The following is a 16,297-nucleotide window of genomic DNA, read 5'->3' as shown; positions in this document are numbered from 1 at the left end:
TGCGAGGTGCGAGGTGCGAGAAAAGCGTAAGAGCAAAAAAGACACAAACAAAGAGAAGAGAGGGAAAAGAGATAGAAAAAAGAGAAGCTGGATGTGCCAGCTTCTCTTAGGGGTTAGCGTACATCTCGTGATTGCCTATTGGCCTGCTTTCGGATCAAGCGCATCTTGTAATGCATCACCGAGGAAGTTAAATGCCATCACGGTTAACAGAATCGCCACACCAGGGTAAATCGCGAGCCCCGGAGATTGCCAAATCACCTCTTGGGCATTTTGCAGCATGTTACCCCACGACGGCATTGGCGGTTGGATACCAAGACCAAGGAAAGACAGCGCACTTTCCAGCAATATCACCCCACCCAACGCCATGGTGGTCGCGATGATCACGGGTGACAACACATTGGGTAAGACATGTCGGCGAATAATGCGCCACGGCGACGCGCCGTAACCAATCGCAGCTTTCACGTAATCGCGTTCCCGCACAGACAACGTGCCTGAGCGCACCAAGCGCGCCGTGGTTGGCCAGCCAAACAACGCAACAATCACGATGATACGAATGAAACTCGCATTTTCACCCTGTGCCCAACTTTCAGGTAATCCCAGCTTACTGAGATCAACCGCTGCCAGCACGATCATCAAAGGCAGGGTCGGCAGCGACAACGTGAAATCAGCAATACGCATGAGCACCGCGTCTAGCTTACCGCCAAAGTATCCCGCAAACACGCCCACTAGCGTGCCAAGAATCGCGGTGGCAAACGCAGCAACCGCACCGACAGCTAGCGACACTTGACCGCCGTAAAGCAATCGCAGGAACACATCACGGCCAAGTTCATCCGCCCCCAACCAATGTGTATCGCTGACAGGCTCAAAACGGGCCATAAAATCCACTTCGAACGGATCATGCCCAAACCAATCCGCCAACAAAGGCGCACTGAAGCACAATAGCGTAAGAAGAAATACAAACACCGCAGATACCAAGCCGGCTTTGTGTTGGCAAAAGCGTTGCCATACCAGCATCCACGGAGATGAAGCTCTTCGTTTGGTTGCCGCATTAGGCGCAGCATCCATCATAGGTTGTGTCATGCGGATGCTCCTTTGGTCAGGCTAATGCGCGGATCGAGCTTGGCGTATGCAATGTCTGCCAACAAGTTTCCGAGTAATGCAGTGAACGTGATAACCATCAAGCCCAGCAAGGCCAAGTTGTAATCATTGCCCATGATGGCATCGAATATCAGCTTGCCCATCCCCGGCCATGCAAAGATGGTCTCTGTGATCAAAGCGCCAGACAACATAAAGCCAATATCCAACGCAATAATCGTGACCAAAGGAATCATGGCATTACGCAGTGCATGGGCGAAAATAACGCGGGTTTTCGATGCCCCTTTCGCGATGGCTGTGCGAATGTAATCCTGACGCAACACTTCCAGCATGGTGCCACGTACATAGCGAGAATGGCTGGCAACGTTCAACACGGTCAGAGATATCACAGGTAGCACCAAATGCTGTGCTTGAACCCAAAAACCACCGCCCTCCGCTTCCCCTGTGCCACCCGCGGGTAACCAACCCAAGGTCACGGAGAACACCAAAATCAACATCAAGGCTAACCAGAACGCGGGCGTAGAAAAGCCCACAAACGCGGTGAAACTGATGATGTAATCCACCCAAGTGCGGTGTTTAAGCGCCGCAAACACACCGACGGGAATCGCGATAAGCAGTGACAACGCAGTAGCAATCCCCACCAGTTTCACCGTGTTCCACACCGCGGGAATCAATACATCTTCAGCAGGTTGTAAATACAAACGGGAATAGCCGAAGTCACCTTGAAGCGCACCCAATAACCAATGCCAGTAACGCTCAACCAAGGGTTTATCCAACCCTTGCAGCGCTTTCAAACGCGCCACGTCTTCGGCTGTCATGTTGGGATCGGATGTCAGCATCAGATCGATAGGGTCTCCGGGCATAAGACCAATCAAGGCGTAAGAAACGAAAGAAACAAAGAACAGAACCAACAAGCTCTGAAACACTCGACTCAATACATACTGCGTCATACCATGGCTTCCTTGCTATGGGGCTTTTTTAGGTCGATCACCACTCCTGGGTAATGACAGGCCACAATGTGTTTATCGTCGCCATCAAACGTTTGAGGCGATGGTGCGATGGTTTTGCAGGTCTCAGTGGCGTTGGCACAACGTGGATGAAATGCACAGCCACTCGGCGGGTTTATCGGGCTAGGAACGTCACCCTGTAACGCGAGCCCTCGTTGACGCTTGCCCTTCCCCACTTCTGGTACGGCGGCTAACAAGGCACGGCTATAAGGGTGAGCAGGATTCGCAAAGAACGCATCGCGCGGCGCTTGTTCTACGATTTGGCCGAGGTACATAACAACAATGGTGTCTGCCAGATAGTCGACCACCGCTAAGTCATGGCTGATAAAGAAAAACGATAAATTACGTTCACGTTTAAGCTCTGCAAAGAGGTTCAACACCTGACTTTGCACAGACACATCCAGTGCAGACAAGGGCTCATCCGCCACAATCAATGCGGGATCGAGCACCAAAGCGCGGGCGATACAGATACGCTGTCGCTGCCCACCAGAAAACTCATGGGGATACCGGTCCAGAGCGTCTTCACTCAGCCCGACCGATTCCAATGTCTCGAGCACTTTTGCGCGACGAGAAGCCTTATCACCGATGCCATACACATCTAATGGCTCGCCAACGAGTTCAGAAATCGGCAGCCTTGGATTGAGCGCGGAATAAGGGTCTTGAAACACGAGGCCGAGTTTACGTCGAAGATCTTTCAGCGCTTGCCCTTTTAGCCCTGCTGTCGCGATACCCGCCAGTTCTACGTCGCCTTCAATCGGTGACTCTAACAGCGCCACCATGCGCCCAAGGGTCGATTTTCCACACCCTGATTCGCCAACAATGGCAACGGTTTCGCCTTCTTCTAAGGTCAACGAAATATCGTTCACCGCTTTCAGTTCTTGCGCCGGCTTACCAAACCACCCTTTTTGACCGACAGGATAGCGCTGACAAACTTGATTCAATCTTAATAGTGTCATGAGCGTTCCTTATAGGTGATGACAAGCCACAGAGTGAATGTCATTCAATGCGACCGTTTCAGGCATCATCGCCACACAGGTTGGCGAGGCTCTTTGACAGCGGTCGGCAAACGGACAACCACTGCCGCGTTGGTCGAGCGGCGGCACAGCACCGGGAATGGCAGGAAGCACATCGCGCGCGCCACCGATGCGTGGCAACGTCGCTAGCAAGCCTTGGGTGTAAGGATGTTGAGGATTCGCAAACAGCTCTTCTGACGTCGCTTGTTCCACAATGCGACCCGCATACATCACGATGACACGTTCAGCGAGCTGGGAAACAACGCCCAAGTTGTGGCTGATGAACTGCACCGCAGTGCCTGTACTATCACGAAGTTCTTCCAGCAGATCGAGTACTTGGGCTTGAACCGTTACGTCCAGCGCAGTGGTTGGTTCATCTGCAATGATGAGTTCAGGTTCACAGGCCAACGCCATCGCAATCATCACCCGTTGGCGCATACCGCCCGATAATTCATGCGGGAATGCCTTTGCACGGCGCATAGGATCGGGAATGTGTACCCGCTCAAGCATTTCAACGGCACGTTCCGCCGCTTCAGCTTTATTGCTGCCGCGGTGAAGCTCGAACATTTCTGCGATTTGATCGCCCACAGTGACAACAGGATTGAGCGCCGTCATGGGCTCTTGAAAGATCATCGCGATGCCCTCTCCGCGCACTTTCATCCAATCTGCATCGCGGTTTTCTAGCAGGTTTTTGCCACGAAACACCACATCACCGCTGGCTTTCATGACGTTGGGTTGTAAGCCCATCAGTGTTAATGCTGCGAGGCTTTTCCCGCAGCCGGATTCACCCACAACGCCAAGAATTTCGCCTCGATCTATATGAAAGCTGACATCGTTAACCGCAGGGTAGCCTTTGTAGGCTACCCGCAGACGACGCACATCTAATATCGTCTGATCCATTTACGGCTCCTATTTGGTGGTGGTCCACTCTTCAACCCAATTGGTTGATGCAAACATATGCCCTGTCGGCGTGACGCCTTCCAACCATTTCGGCATCACAAAACTGTCGGCGCGGAAATACAGTGGCAGAGCAGGCAAATCCTCGGCATAAATCTTCTGAATTTCAAAGAAGATCGCTTTACGCTTTTCGTCATCTAGCTCAGCTTCAACACGCTCTAGCAGCGCATCCATTTCTGGGTTTTGATAGCCAATGTAGTTTTGCCCTGACCATCCGTTGTCTTCAGTTGGGATGCTGTTTGAATGCAAGACGGTACGTGGTGGGTTTTCAGGGGCTGAATACCATGCGAACATGGCCAACCCTTTGTGCTTACGCTGAGTCAGGGTATCGCCAAAATACACGCGCGCTGGCTGGTTGTTGATTGACACTTTCACACCAATCTTTTTCCATTGTGACTGCAACACTTGCTGCACGAGCTCGCGGGTTTTATTGCCTGCAGTGGTCGCCAATTCAATGTGCAGTTCATTGCCATCTGAATCCACCATGACCCCATTTTTTTCGGTGTAACCCGCCTGTTTCAGAAGCGACTTGGCTTTCTCAGGGTTGTACTCATAACGTTTAACTTCGGGGTAAAAGCCAAGATCCCGCGGGCTGGTATTGGTATCAGCAACGGGCTGTTTTCCAGAAAACAGCTTATCAACAAGCTGCTCGCGGTTCGCACCGTACAATAAGGCTTGGCGCACTTCTTTCTTTGCCAAGTGCGGGTTGTTCATCGTGGTGTCTAGGTGCTCATAGAGCAAGCCTGGCTCGTAGTGCACATTGAACTTCTTACCGTGGCGCTTTTCGATTTGCAGCACTTGGTCGAGAGACAAACCAATTTCACCCGGCAAGTAATCCACCGAGCCTGACAGAAGATGCGCTTCTAACGCTGACGTGTTTTCTACGGTTTTAAAGACCAGTTCATCAAAGGCGGGAGATTTACCTTTCCAATGCGGGTTACGTTGCGCAGTGATGAAGCTACCCGGACTGACTTTGTTCAGCACGTAAGGGCCGTAATACAAGCCGGCGTTAGTTGGGTCAGTGGCGTATTTGGTGATTTTGCTGTAATTCGTCGGGTCGGCGCGGTAAAGCGCTCCTTCAACGTGTTCAGGAAGCGGATCAGGGAAATAATCTGTGCGGTATTTGAAGCTGACTTTACTTAGGTACACCTCAAAGGTTTTGTCATCAAGCAGAACCAGTTTCTCCATGGTTTTTGCTTCTTGGAGGCCCGGATTACCGACGCGTTCGTCTTTTTGGATCTCATAGCCTAACTGAATGTCTTTCGTGGTCAGTGGCGTGCCATCTCCCCAGAACAAATCATCACGCACCGTCACGGTCAATTTAATGCCTTCTGAGCCATCGTCACGGGTTACACGCTCTGCCAATCCGTTTTCGAACGTCGGGATCTCTACACACACATTGCATTGCGGTTGCCAGTTTTTTCCGTAAATCACGGTTTTACGGTAAGCGGTATTCAGTACATATGACGCGGCAACATTCGACACCAAAGTAGGATGCAGACCTTCAGGGTATTGAGACATACCGATTTTAAGTGTGTCAGCATTTGCAGAAACGGAAGAGAAGGCAACTGGCGCTGTCATGGCCAATGCGAGAAGCGTTTTTTTCATACAGTCATGTCCTTTGTCAAAGCTGAGGGCAAATCCGTCACCCCATTGGATATCCCATCAACTGATCGCTCAGTTGCTAAGATACTGTGCGTGCAAAGGAGAATTCTTTAGCTCACCAAACAAATGCAGTGAAAAATTGCACGCAACAGACCAATGTTAAACATATGTTTCAATCATTGTCGAGCCAGCAATGTATACAATTTAATCAAACAAGAAGCACTGTCGCTGAAAAGCCCTGCCTCAGTCGCATTTCATCAAAACAGATAAAATATTGAGTTACGAATCATTATGTTACAGCACTAAACATCCGATTCTTTGAATGAAAAACCGACGAAAAAGACTATCTATGCCACTCTTCAACCCAATGTGTAGACGGGAACATATGTCCAGTTGGCGTGACACCCTTTAACCACAGCGGCAACACAAAGCTGTCGGCGCGAAAGTACAGAGGGAGTGCGGGAAGATCTTCTGCATAAATACGCTGAATGTTGGCAAACAACGCCTCGCGTTTATCCGCATCAAGTTCCGTTTCAATTTCATCCAATAAGGCGTCCATGTCTGCGTTTTTATAACCCGCATAATTTTGACCACCCCAGTTGTTCGCTTCTGTTGGAATGTTTTCTGAGTGCAAGGTGGTTTCTGGCGGGCTTTCAGGCGCGGAATACCACGCAAACAAAGCTAACCCTTTATGGTTACGCTCTTTGAGTGTTTGACCAAAGAAAACCCGTGCTGGCTGATTATTGATGCGGATGGTGATCCCCATTTTTTTCCATTGGGATTGCAGTACTTGCTGCACTAACTCACGGGTTTTGTTGCCTGCGGTGGTCATGAGTTCAATCTGAACGGGCTTCCCGTCTGCATCCACCATGTCTTTTCCTTGCCAACGGTAACCCGCTTTCTGGAACAGTGCTTTGGCTTTTTCAGGGGCGTATTCATATTGGGTCACATCGTCTGAATAGCCGATGTCGCGAGGGCTGGTGTCAGTGTGTGCGACGACTTGTTTGCCTTCAAACAGTTGATTGACCAATTGTTGGCGATTGATACTTAGCAATAACCCTTGGCGAAAGGCTTTCTTGGCGAGGTGCGGATTCTCCAAGTTGACGTCAAGGTGTTCGTAGAGCAGACCGGGCTCATAGTGATATTGGTACTTCCCTTTCTGACGCTGTTCTAAGCGCAACACTTGGTCAAGCGTTAACCCAGATTCGCCCGCAATCATATCCACAGACTTGGAAAGCAGATGCGCTTCAAGCGCTGCCGTATTCTCTACGGCTTTGAACACCAGATTATCGAAAAACACCGAGCTGCCTTTCCAGTGTGGATTTGGCACCACTGACACAAAGCTGCCTGACGACATTCTGTCGATAAGATATGGGCCATTGTATAAACCTGCCGTTAACGGTGATGTGGTGTACAACGAGGTCTTGTCGTAGTTTTCGGGATCGCGGCGATAGATCTCGCCTTCGAGGTGTTCTGGCATGGCAGACGGCACAGCAGTGCGATAGTTGAAAATACGCTTATTCAAAATCACATCAAAGCGCTTTTCATCAACGACATCGATACGCTCGAGGGTTTGATCCTCCTCATAGCCAGGGTTCCCTTTCACGCGTTTATCCGTCGAAATTTGGTAACCAAGAACGACATCCTTGGTGGTTACGGGCACCCCATCCCCCCAAAAGAGGTTATCTTTGAGCGTGACAGACAATCGAATGCCTTCTCTGCCATCCTCCAACACGATTTTCTCGGCGAGGCCATTTTCAAATGTCGGCACGGTTTGACACAGATGACAGAGGGGTTGCCAGTCTTTGCCATAGATCATCATCGGACGCCAAACCGTCGACAACACGTAGCTACCTGCAACAGATGACCCAAGTAAAGGATGCAGACCAGTAGGATATTGGCTAATGCCAATTTTGAGGGGCTTTTCCGGCTCAGTGGCGAGCGATGTGAACGAGGCAACAGACAGGAGGACTGCCGCAGCAGCGCACTGAGTAAAAAGATGTGTCATGTTAACGCCCTCTCGATTCAGTGACCGCGTCACTTACAGTGTTACTCATAAAGCATCAAAAAAGTGATGCCTCAAACCTATCGGCACCCCTATCAATGTAGTGCACTTTCTTTCTACTTTTCTGGCTGTTAGACAGGTTTGACTAGCCCAAAACGTCATAACTTGCAGGTATCGATCCTTTTACGACAACACGATGTAACTTTCTTGGGGTGTCTCCATAATCGGTGACCGCAAAATGCTGCGTGCAACGGTTATCCCAAATCGCGACGCTGCCTACTTCCCACTGGAAACGCACCTGAAACGCTTCAGCACGACTGTGTTCAAACAGCGCCGACAGGTCGGGCAGCGCGTCGCCTTCCTCACGCGTATCAATGAATCGGGTAAACTGCTCATTCACATAAAGCGCAGGCTTTCCTGTTTCAGGGTGCTTAACCACCAGCGGGTGATGCACGGCGTTGATGTTTTTCGTGATGCCTTCAACACGGCTATTTCCACTGTCATCATCACTGTCAAACCGGCTGCCAGAAAAACCATGAACCGCGTGCGTTGCCGTCGCGTTCGCGATGGCTGCTTTCGCATGACGAGGCAATGCATCATACGCTGCTTCCATCGAGGCCCAGATAGTATCCCCGCCTTTATCAGGCAAATGTTGTGCTGATAACACAGAGCATTTCGGTGGCGCGTCTTGCCACGTCATGTCGGTATGCCAAAAGCTTTTTCCTGGTGGGTTCCCCCGCATTGTTTCTATCAGGCTTACTTGAGGAAAACCCTCTGCATGAGGAAAGAAAGGATGTTGTGCTTCTAATTCGCCAAAACGCCTCGCCAACGCGAGTTGCGCTTCTGGTGATAAAAATTGGTCACGGAAGAAAATAACTTTGTGTTCAAGAAACGCGCTGTATATAAAAGCGAACTTTTCATCGTCGCACTGGTTTAAATAGATACCTTCAATTAACGCGCCGATGTGTTTCGATAACGGTGTAACGTGCATACTTCTTCCCTGAGACGTGAAATGTGCTGATGCTCTCCATCATCCAGCACAATGAGATAGTTGGGGTATAGACCTTTTCTTTCCTATTTCGATTGCAACAGACGATGTGTGATGAACAATGCGCGATGAAAACGTGCGCAACGTGCCACGCCTACTTTAATCACGAAACACACATGCCGATAAAATAATTTCATCGTCACAACAAAAACCTTTCGTTGAATGCAATTGCAGAAGGTTTAAACTCATTCGCCCTCTCTGTTTGCAGCACTTTTAGCGCGTGTTACATGCGTTACGCCTGTCTCTCAGAATTAAATTGACTCAATCTGCGTGAGAAAATGAAAGAAATTAAGATCTTATCATTGCTAAAAGCTAGCCTACTTTCGCTCGCAATTGTGTCGACAAGTTATAGCGCTTACAACGTCATACACGTTCAGCAGCTGATCGAGGATTTAAACGCTAGCTACGGACAAATGTATACCTCCATTCGCCGTTTTGGTTCGTACTACAACAATGCACCATCCACGCCACTGCGAAAAGGTGTTTATGTCGATAACACCGTGAGTACCTACGTTCACAGCAACCACACTGAAACGAAAGATCTCGCAGAAGGTATTCAACGTTTAAGAAAACGCCTTCAAGTCGATGCGCCGGGAAGCATTTGGACGATAGCTGTCTTCGGAAACCCAAACACCTATGCATTCTTTGACCCATTGCGCTCAGGGTACGAAAAGGCTTTCAGTCAATACGGTGAGAATGACGTTCTAGAAAATATCGTCAAGCGCGAGAAGCTCGATAACACTTATCAAGAATTCTATGGATGCAACATTCGCATGACCGATTCCTATTTGGAAGATGGCACGCAAGAGCATCTGCGCACCATTTATTTCCCGATTCACAACAAGCAATCTCTGAGTGCGCTCGTCGCTGTCGATATCAAAGAATCCTACATTGATAAGCACATTGAACGATATAACGACAAACAACACACAAGACTGACAAACACGCCGAAATACAGCTTGTACACCCAAAGTGCCTTTTTCATCTGCTCTGAAAAAGATCCGGTACACATCGGCGTGAATTACCTGAAAGTGCTTGAAGCCTCTATCGCGCCTTCCTTAATCATGGCGTTTCTTTATCAGTTCAGCATTGGCCTGTTGCGCAGACGTACTCGCTCGATCAGAAAGGATGAAATGACGAATTTTTTCCGACGTGACTACTACGAACCGCGCCTAAAGAAAATGACGCGCTTTGCCATGCTCATCGTCGATATTGATCACTTCAAAGAGATCAATGACACGCACGGCCATAACAAAGGCGACGAAATCATTTCTGAATGTGCCAAACGCATCTTGACGCAAATACGTGCAGAAGATATTACGATTCGCTGGGGTGGCGATGAGTTCTTTATCTTGTTTAATAACATGACCCATTGCCAACTTGGCGTGAAAGCCGAAACCATTCGAAAAGCGGTTGCGCAAGAATTTATCGCTGGTTTGGCAATCACCTTATCTATTGGCGGTGTGTTCGTCCGAGACACAACCTTTGCCAAAGCGTATAAGAGTGCAGACAAGGCGCTGTATGAATCGAAACGTCGTGGCCGCAACCGCTCTACCTTGGCAGAACAATAAGCGCGATATTTCTCTGCCATCATCAGAAGAACACATTTGCCTACCACACAATAGAAACACCCATGCTCTTAATGGCATGGGTGTAAACGAACACAATGAAAAGCGCAGGATCCTAGATGATCTTAACAGCAGCTTTTACCGCTTTCTCAATGGCTTTCACTGCTTTCGCCACCTTCTTAAACACTTTTTCAATTTTCTGAATATCTCGCTTTGCCTCGTCAGCTAAACGTGCCAACGAGTCAACTTCTTCAAGCGCCGCTTTTACATCCGGGTCTTGATGGTTAAGTTCGGCAAAAATCACATCTTCCAATTGCCGATATAACGCCAATCTGTCTATTCTAATTTGTGCGCGCTGCGCGTCGGTTTCCGCAATGAGTAATAACTTGTTGAGGTCATTAATTGCATTGACTAAGTTTTCACGAATCGTCGCCATTGTCGCTCCTCAACATCGGGTTATTTACACGTCAACACGTTATCAACACGCGTCACGCCGTCCGTGCATTTCTCTATCAGTTTGTTCAGTGAACGGTAGCTGCCATGGGCATACTTCAACTGCCCCACCGCATTCATGATGGTGTCTTTGTTGATGTCATCTTCCGCAAACGCCGTTGCCATCGTGTTATGCGTTGATTTGATTTCTTTCAGCGCATTAATGGTCACCAATGATCGCGCTTCAAAGGCGTCCATTTCTTTCGATTTTTGATAGATAGACGTCACGAGATTGCGCCGTGTTTGATAGGACGTATCAGGATCTTTGGCGAGCTTCCGATAATTCAGCACCATGTCGTTAATTTCGCTTTCATTTGCAATGCGACAAAGCACCACAACGCCACCGTTTTCCAACGCCGAAACCATTTCGCCAATCAGCAAAGACACGCTTTCATCGGCTTGAATGATGATCTCACGTAATGCTTTGTCTTTTTTCCGGTTGAGGTATGACGTGCCTAAGGTGGAAATAAATGCTGTTACTTCTGAGCCATATTTTTCATAGCCATTCAACGGCGTGCCAGTGTACTCACTGTATTGTTCTGATATGCCTTTCACTGACCAAAGCATTTGCGATGCTGCGAGTTTTACATCGTCTTCATTCACTGCATTGGCAAGGTTGTTTAGCGAGGCGGCATATTTGCGCAATGCATCTGCCGACTTGTACAGGGTGAGCGCATTGGCCCGTTTTCTCTCTTCAAAGGGAGAAGCAATAGACGTAATGGTTTCGGGCACCAATTTCTTAGCTTGAGCACCTTGGTATGTCGCCGCCACAGTATGGAGTTGATGCTCAACCGACACGGTCGAAAATGCTGAGAAGTAGGTTGTCATGTCGGAAGAAACACTTTCTGTTGTGGTGGCAAACGAAGAATACGCATCCAGTGATGGTGTGCTTGAACAACCAAAGAGAGTAAAAACGGTAAGGGGTAACAATACGATCTGTCGATACATAATCAGTCCTTCTACACGCGCTGAGAATGCCCTGCGCATAAAAACTACAGAATGAGAACCAAAGGCTTTCTTTAAGCATAAGAAAATGCACAGGTTTCATTGTCTTACTTTCAACACGGGCAGATCCGTCTGGACACACTATTTTCATCCTGTTTTAGCCGAGATTTGTCACGCAATTTGCGGTAACATCCTTCTGTCTATCAATCCCTTGGATACCACAGTGGCAAACGGCAGCGAATCTACATTTTTCTTCTTCGACTACGAAACCTTTGGCGTTAGCCCTGCTCTCGACAGACCTTGTCAATTTGCAGGCGTAAGAACCGACCAAGATTTCAATATCATTGGCGAGCCTTTGGTTATCTATTGCCAACCACCCAATGATTACTTGCCAAACCCTGAGGCCTGTTTGATCACCGGTATCACGCCACAAACGGCAGTGAGCCGTGGTCTGTCTGAACCTGAGTTCATTGCGAAGATCCACGAGCAATTAGCCATGCCAGGCACCTGCGCTGTGGGTTACAACAACATCCGATTTGATGATGAAGTCTCGCGCTACACCTTGTACCGTAACTTCTTCGACCCGTATGGTTGGAGCTGGCAAAACGGTAATTCACGTTGGGATTTGCTAGATGCAATGCGCGCTTGCTATGCCCTTCGCCCCGACGGGATTGAATGGCCTGAGAACGAGCAAGGCTTCACGAGCTTTAAGCTGGAACATTTGTCTGTCGCGAACGGCATTGAACACGCCAATGCACACGATGCGATGGCCGATGTTATCGCCACCATCGAAATGGCGAAAAAACTGAAATCAGCACAGCCAAGGTTGTTTGATTACCTGTATACCTATCGCAATAAAAACAAGCTCACGCCACTCATTGACGTTGTATCGATGAAGCCGCTTGTGCATGTTTCAGGCATGTTTGGTACAGAGCGCGGAAACACCAGTTGGATCGTGCCTGTTGCATGGCATCCAGACAATAAGAATGCGGTTATTGCTGTCGATTTGGGACGCGATCCCTCGCCGCTGTTTGATCTCGATACAGACGCCCTTCGAGAACGTTTATACACGCGCCACGCTGATCTCGCCCCTGACGAGCTGCCTGCGCCCATCAAGCTGATTCACATCAATAAGTGCCCAGTCCTTGCAGAAGCAAAAACCCTTCGTCCTGAAGATGCAGAACGCCTAGGCATTGATAGACAACAATGTTTGGAAAACCTGAAAAAGCTTCAAGCAAGACCCGATGTGCGCGAAAAACTGATTGCGCTTTATGCGGATAAGCCAGAATACGACCGTGCGCGCAACGTTGATTCAGCGCTTTACGACGGTTTCTTTTCGCCCTCCGATCGCTCGACCATGGACATTATTCGCCAAACCAAACCTGAGAACTTGGCAGGATTGGATATTCAAGTAGCGGATGAACGTATTAAGCCGCTGTTGTTCCGTTATCGCGCCCGCAACTACCCAAACACGTTAACGGATGATGAACAGAAACAGTGGCATCTGCATCGTCGTGATTTCTTCGAAGCCCATTTACCCGGTTACATGGCGAATCTCGAAGAGTTGGCTGAAGAACATCAAAATGATGCGAAAAAAATGACAGTCCTAAAGTCGGTCTATCATTACGTCGAATCCCTTGTGTCCTAGCATTTTTCTTTAAAAACGACGAGTTACCGTTTGACATACCTTTAAAAAACCGTGCAAATTCGACTGTGTTACATTTGATATTTCGTGAATTGCGTCCACACTTTTGTTTAAGGCAATTGCAGTATGGATGAAGAAATGGTCACAAAGGTAAACAGCCGATGCTATCGGTTTCCAGAGGTTGATTTCGAGCCAGAAAGTCGCTCGTTGTATTGGAGAGATAGCGCGGTAACAACGCTGACATACGAAGAGTGCCGTCTTCTTGAAATGCTTTGCTATCATGCGGGCGAAGTGATTTCAGCGCGTGTTCTGTACACTGCAACGTCCTTGCCGGATTCTTCGTTTTCACAGCATCAAAATACCCTGTGCTCTCTGCTCTCAAAGTCCTACCATCAAGGCCACAAAGTATTGCCGCTTGATGTGGTCGGTGATTATGGTTATCGCATCTCGCTCCCGCAGAAAACCTATCAACGCGAAGCCGAAGCAGTGCCTGATCCGTCGACTCCGGATGTGCTCGATATTTATATTGATGAACCGATGCTCGAACCGCCTGCAAAAACATCCTACATACCAAAAGTATTAATGAGTGCCGTAGCGGCAGTGACCCTCTCTATCGGCGCGTATTTGTACATCATCTAGTACAACTACATACACCCCAAATACATGAACACTGCTTCTCGTTGTTTTTAACGGAAGCAGTGTTTTCACTTTTATGACGTCCAACCTGTGAAGGTTTTCTGGTTGATAGCGCCCATTTGGCTTAAAATGGTCAGGTTCTTGCTACCGCTGGGTCTTCGCTGTGAAATATGTTTTGGGGTTTGCGCTTATCGCGTTTTTTTACTTCCTTGGTTACTTTCTTGCCCAACTTATTCCACTCCCAATCCCAAGCAGTATCATCAGCATGCTGTTGTTGTTCCTTTGCCTCACCACAGGGATAGTGCCTGCAAGGTGGGTGAAAGATGCCTGCACCTTATTGATCACCTTTATGCCACTCTTCTTTATTCCAGCCAGCATGGGCCTGATGGATCACTTTGATCTTCTGTTTTCTCAGTCTTTGCCTTTACTTGGCTCAACCCTCGTCAGTTCCCTTGTCGTCTTGATCGTGATGGCAAAAGTGATCGACAAACACCAAGGGGAGAGCAAGTAATGTGGATTATCGCGACCATCGTGGTTTATCTCATCGCACGTAAAATTGCCCTTCGAGTGAATCACCCCCTTTGCAACCCTCTGTTACTCAGTTTAATGGTACTCATGCCCGCGGTTTTTTACACGGACAATACTTACCAAACCTACTTTGCAGAAAACCAACCTATTCATCTGATGCTGGGGCCTGCGGTTATCGCGCTGGCTTATCCACTGTATGAACAGTTACATTTGATCAGACGCCATTGGCGCATCATTTTGATGGCGTGTGCCTGCGCCAGTATCGCTTCCATGATCATCGGCACCGCGTTTGCGTTGCTTGTTGGAGGTAGCGAACAAATTGCGGCTTCAGTATTGCCAAAGTCCATTTCGACTCCCTTTGCTTTGAGCACCGCGGAGCAAATTGGCGGTATACCTGCTGTTTCAGCTGCACTTGTAGTGGTAGCGGGATTGTTTGGCGCACTCATCGGCTATCCCTTGTTGAATGTGCTGAACATCAAATCACCGTTGGCTCGCGGATTATCAATCGGTGCTGTATCTCACGCCATTGGTACAGCAAAAGCCGCAGAGTCGAATTACCAAGAAGGCGCGATTAGCTCGTTAGCCTTAGTGATCTGCGGCATTTTCACGGCATTACTAGCACCTTTGGTTTTCCACCTCATGATGATTGCATTGGATTTCATCACGAAGTAGGGCCAGATCAAATGCAATCGTGAACATGTGATGTCACTCCAATCAGTGCAATTACAATCCATGTTACAATTTTTAAGTGACATTGATCACATTAACAATCTACCATTGTCTACTACAATAGTCGCCCATAAGACAACACACGGAGCCGACATGCGAGCCAGTGTTTTAGAAGCAATTCATGCTTTGCCTGCCCCTCTTAACGAGGCGATGTTAGAAATTGCCAATGCCCCGCAATTTGATGCGACCATCAGTGCTGATGCGTTTGATTCTCTGAAAAGCCTAAGCGGTTTATCCGATGCGGATCTGCGCGTTGCCTTGTTACCCGTTGCTGCCGCCTATTCCATTGCACCTATTTCGACGTTCTACGTCGGTGCCATTGCACGTGGCAATTCTGGTCGTTTGTACTTTGGTGCCAACATGGAATTTGAAGGCGTTCAGCTCAACCAATCTGTACACGCGGAACAATCAGCGATCAGCCATGCGTGGATTAAGGGTGAAACGTCCCTCAAAGACATCACCATTAACTACAGCCCTTGCGGTCACTGTCGTCAGTTTATGAACGAACTGAATGGCGCTGAACATCTCGAAGTGCAATTACCACAACGTGAAGCGCAATCGCTACACAGCTACCTGCCAGAACCTTTCGGTCCGTCAGATTTAGGCATCAATGAACCACTGCTTGCGACTAAAAACCATGGCCTGTCTGCGGAAGACACCTGCCCATTAACCAATGCGGCGATCCTTGCAGCAAACATGAGCCATGCGCCATACACCAATAACTTCTGTGGTGTTGCCATCCGTGATAAAAGCGGCCAGATCTTCTCAGGCATGTACGCAGAGAATGCGGCGTTCAACCCGAGTTTGCCGCCGCTTCAAGTGGCATTGATTGCCATGAACCTTGCTGATGTGGCACAAAAAGACATCGAAGAAGTGATGCTGGTTGAAAATGCAAACAGCAGCATCAGCTACCTGCAAGACACGCAAGGCATGCTAGAAGCGCTAAACCCAGATATTCCTCTGAGTTATTTAGCCATCTAGTCCATAGCTTGATGGAATAAACATCAAGATTGCAGCAAAACGC

Annotated in this window: 15 protein-coding genes; 6 read left to right on the top strand and 9 right to left on the bottom strand. The window is 48.6% G+C overall.

Translation table 11 applies throughout. The features are described 5' to 3' along the window. Positions 1–135 precede the first annotated feature (135 nt). The 7 genes from BCT27_RS24680 to BCT27_RS24650 form a co-directional block, all read right to left on the bottom strand. The gene (locus BCT27_RS24680) at positions 136–1,080 is read right to left on the bottom strand and encodes an ABC transporter permease (RefSeq protein ID WP_102392124.1); all 945 of its coding nucleotides are present in this window, start codon (positions 1,078–1,080) and stop codon (positions 136–138) included. Further along, complete coding sequence (locus BCT27_RS24675; protein ID WP_102392123.1) at positions 1,077–2,045, bottom strand: ABC transporter permease; 969 nt, start codon at positions 2,043–2,045, stop codon at positions 1,077–1,079. Before BCT27_RS24675 ends, BCT27_RS24680 begins: the two co-directional genes overlap by 4 nt. Next, a complete protein-coding gene (locus BCT27_RS24670; RefSeq protein WP_102397083.1) occupies positions 2,042–3,058 on the bottom strand; it encodes an ABC transporter ATP-binding protein in 1,017 nt (338 codons plus the stop codon). Before BCT27_RS24670 ends, BCT27_RS24675 begins: the two co-directional genes overlap by 4 nt. A 9-nt stretch (positions 3,059–3,067) precedes the next feature. Beyond that, the gene (locus BCT27_RS24665) at positions 3,068–4,015 is read right to left on the bottom strand and encodes an ABC transporter ATP-binding protein (protein WP_102318879.1); all 948 of its coding nucleotides are present in this window, start codon (positions 4,013–4,015) and stop codon (positions 3,068–3,070) included. A 9-nt stretch (positions 4,016–4,024) separates the two neighbouring features. Then, the gene (locus BCT27_RS24660; protein WP_102397082.1) at positions 4,025–5,680 is read right to left on the bottom strand and encodes a peptide ABC transporter substrate-binding protein; all 1,656 of its coding nucleotides are present in this window, start codon (positions 5,678–5,680) and stop codon (positions 4,025–4,027) included. A gap of 340 nt (positions 5,681–6,020) precedes the next feature. Then, positions 6,021–7,496: a peptide ABC transporter substrate-binding protein gene (locus tag BCT27_RS24655; protein ID WP_102397086.1), complete on the bottom strand. Its 1,476-nt coding sequence runs from the start codon at positions 7,494–7,496 to the stop codon at positions 6,021–6,023. Positions 7,497–7,827: 331 nt separating this feature from the next. Next, positions 7,828–8,673: a TauD/TfdA dioxygenase family protein gene (locus tag BCT27_RS24650; RefSeq protein ID WP_102397081.1), complete on the bottom strand. Its 846-nt coding sequence runs from the start codon at positions 8,671–8,673 to the stop codon at positions 7,828–7,830. Positions 8,674–9,008: 335 nt separating this feature from the next. Here BCT27_RS24650 and BCT27_RS24645 point away from each other — a divergent pair, with 335 nt between their 5' ends. Continuing rightward, positions 9,009–10,301, top strand: coding sequence for a GGDEF domain-containing protein (locus BCT27_RS24645; RefSeq protein WP_102397080.1), 1,293 nt, complete (start codon positions 9,009–9,011; stop codon positions 10,299–10,301). 112 nt (positions 10,302–10,413) lie between these two features. Here the strand turns inward: BCT27_RS24645 and BCT27_RS24640 are convergent, their stop codons facing one another. Both BCT27_RS24640 and BCT27_RS24635 read right to left on the bottom strand, forming a co-directional pair. Continuing rightward, the gene (locus BCT27_RS24640; protein WP_102397079.1) at positions 10,414–10,734 is read right to left on the bottom strand and encodes a hypothetical protein; all 321 of its coding nucleotides are present in this window, start codon (positions 10,732–10,734) and stop codon (positions 10,414–10,416) included. A 20-nt stretch (positions 10,735–10,754) separates the two neighbouring features. Next, positions 10,755–11,738, bottom strand: coding sequence for a hypothetical protein (locus BCT27_RS24635; RefSeq protein ID WP_102397078.1), 984 nt, complete (start codon positions 11,736–11,738; stop codon positions 10,755–10,757). Positions 11,739–11,958: 220 nt separating this feature from the next. Between BCT27_RS24635 and sbcB the strand changes: the two genes are divergently transcribed. The 5 genes from sbcB (at position 11,959) to cdd (ending at position 16,254) form a co-directional block, all read left to right on the top strand. Then, entirely contained in the window at positions 11,959–13,383 is a 1,425-nt protein-coding gene (gene sbcB / locus BCT27_RS24630) for an exodeoxyribonuclease I (protein ID WP_102397077.1), read from the top strand. A 123-nt stretch (positions 13,384–13,506) separates the two neighbouring features. Continuing rightward, complete coding sequence (locus tag BCT27_RS24625) at positions 13,507–14,019, top strand: hypothetical protein (protein WP_017008317.1); 513 nt, start codon at positions 13,507–13,509, stop codon at positions 14,017–14,019. A 160-nt stretch (positions 14,020–14,179) separates the two neighbouring features. Then, the gene (locus BCT27_RS24620) at positions 14,180–14,527 is read left to right on the top strand and encodes a CidA/LrgA family protein (protein WP_102318883.1); all 348 of its coding nucleotides are present in this window, start codon (positions 14,180–14,182) and stop codon (positions 14,525–14,527) included. Continuing rightward, a complete protein-coding gene (locus BCT27_RS24615; protein WP_102318884.1) occupies positions 14,527–15,216 on the top strand; it encodes an LrgB family protein in 690 nt (229 codons plus the stop codon). Before BCT27_RS24620 ends, BCT27_RS24615 begins: the two co-directional genes overlap by 1 nt. A gap of 150 nt (positions 15,217–15,366) precedes the next feature. Beyond that, positions 15,367–16,254 (top strand): cytidine deaminase, encoded by an 888-nt coding sequence (gene cdd, locus BCT27_RS24610; RefSeq protein WP_102397076.1) that lies wholly within the window; start codon positions 15,367–15,369, stop codon positions 16,252–16,254. Positions 16,255–16,297 lie beyond the last annotated feature (43 nt).

Origin of the sequence: Enterovibrio norvegicus (genome assembly GCF_002876705.1) — a bacterium.
GTDB classification, from domain to species: domain Bacteria; phylum Pseudomonadota; class Gammaproteobacteria; order Enterobacterales; family Vibrionaceae; genus Enterovibrio; species Enterovibrio norvegicus_B.
The sequence above is the reverse complement of the archived record's forward strand: the minus strand, read 5'-3'. Positions and strand labels throughout refer to the sequence as shown.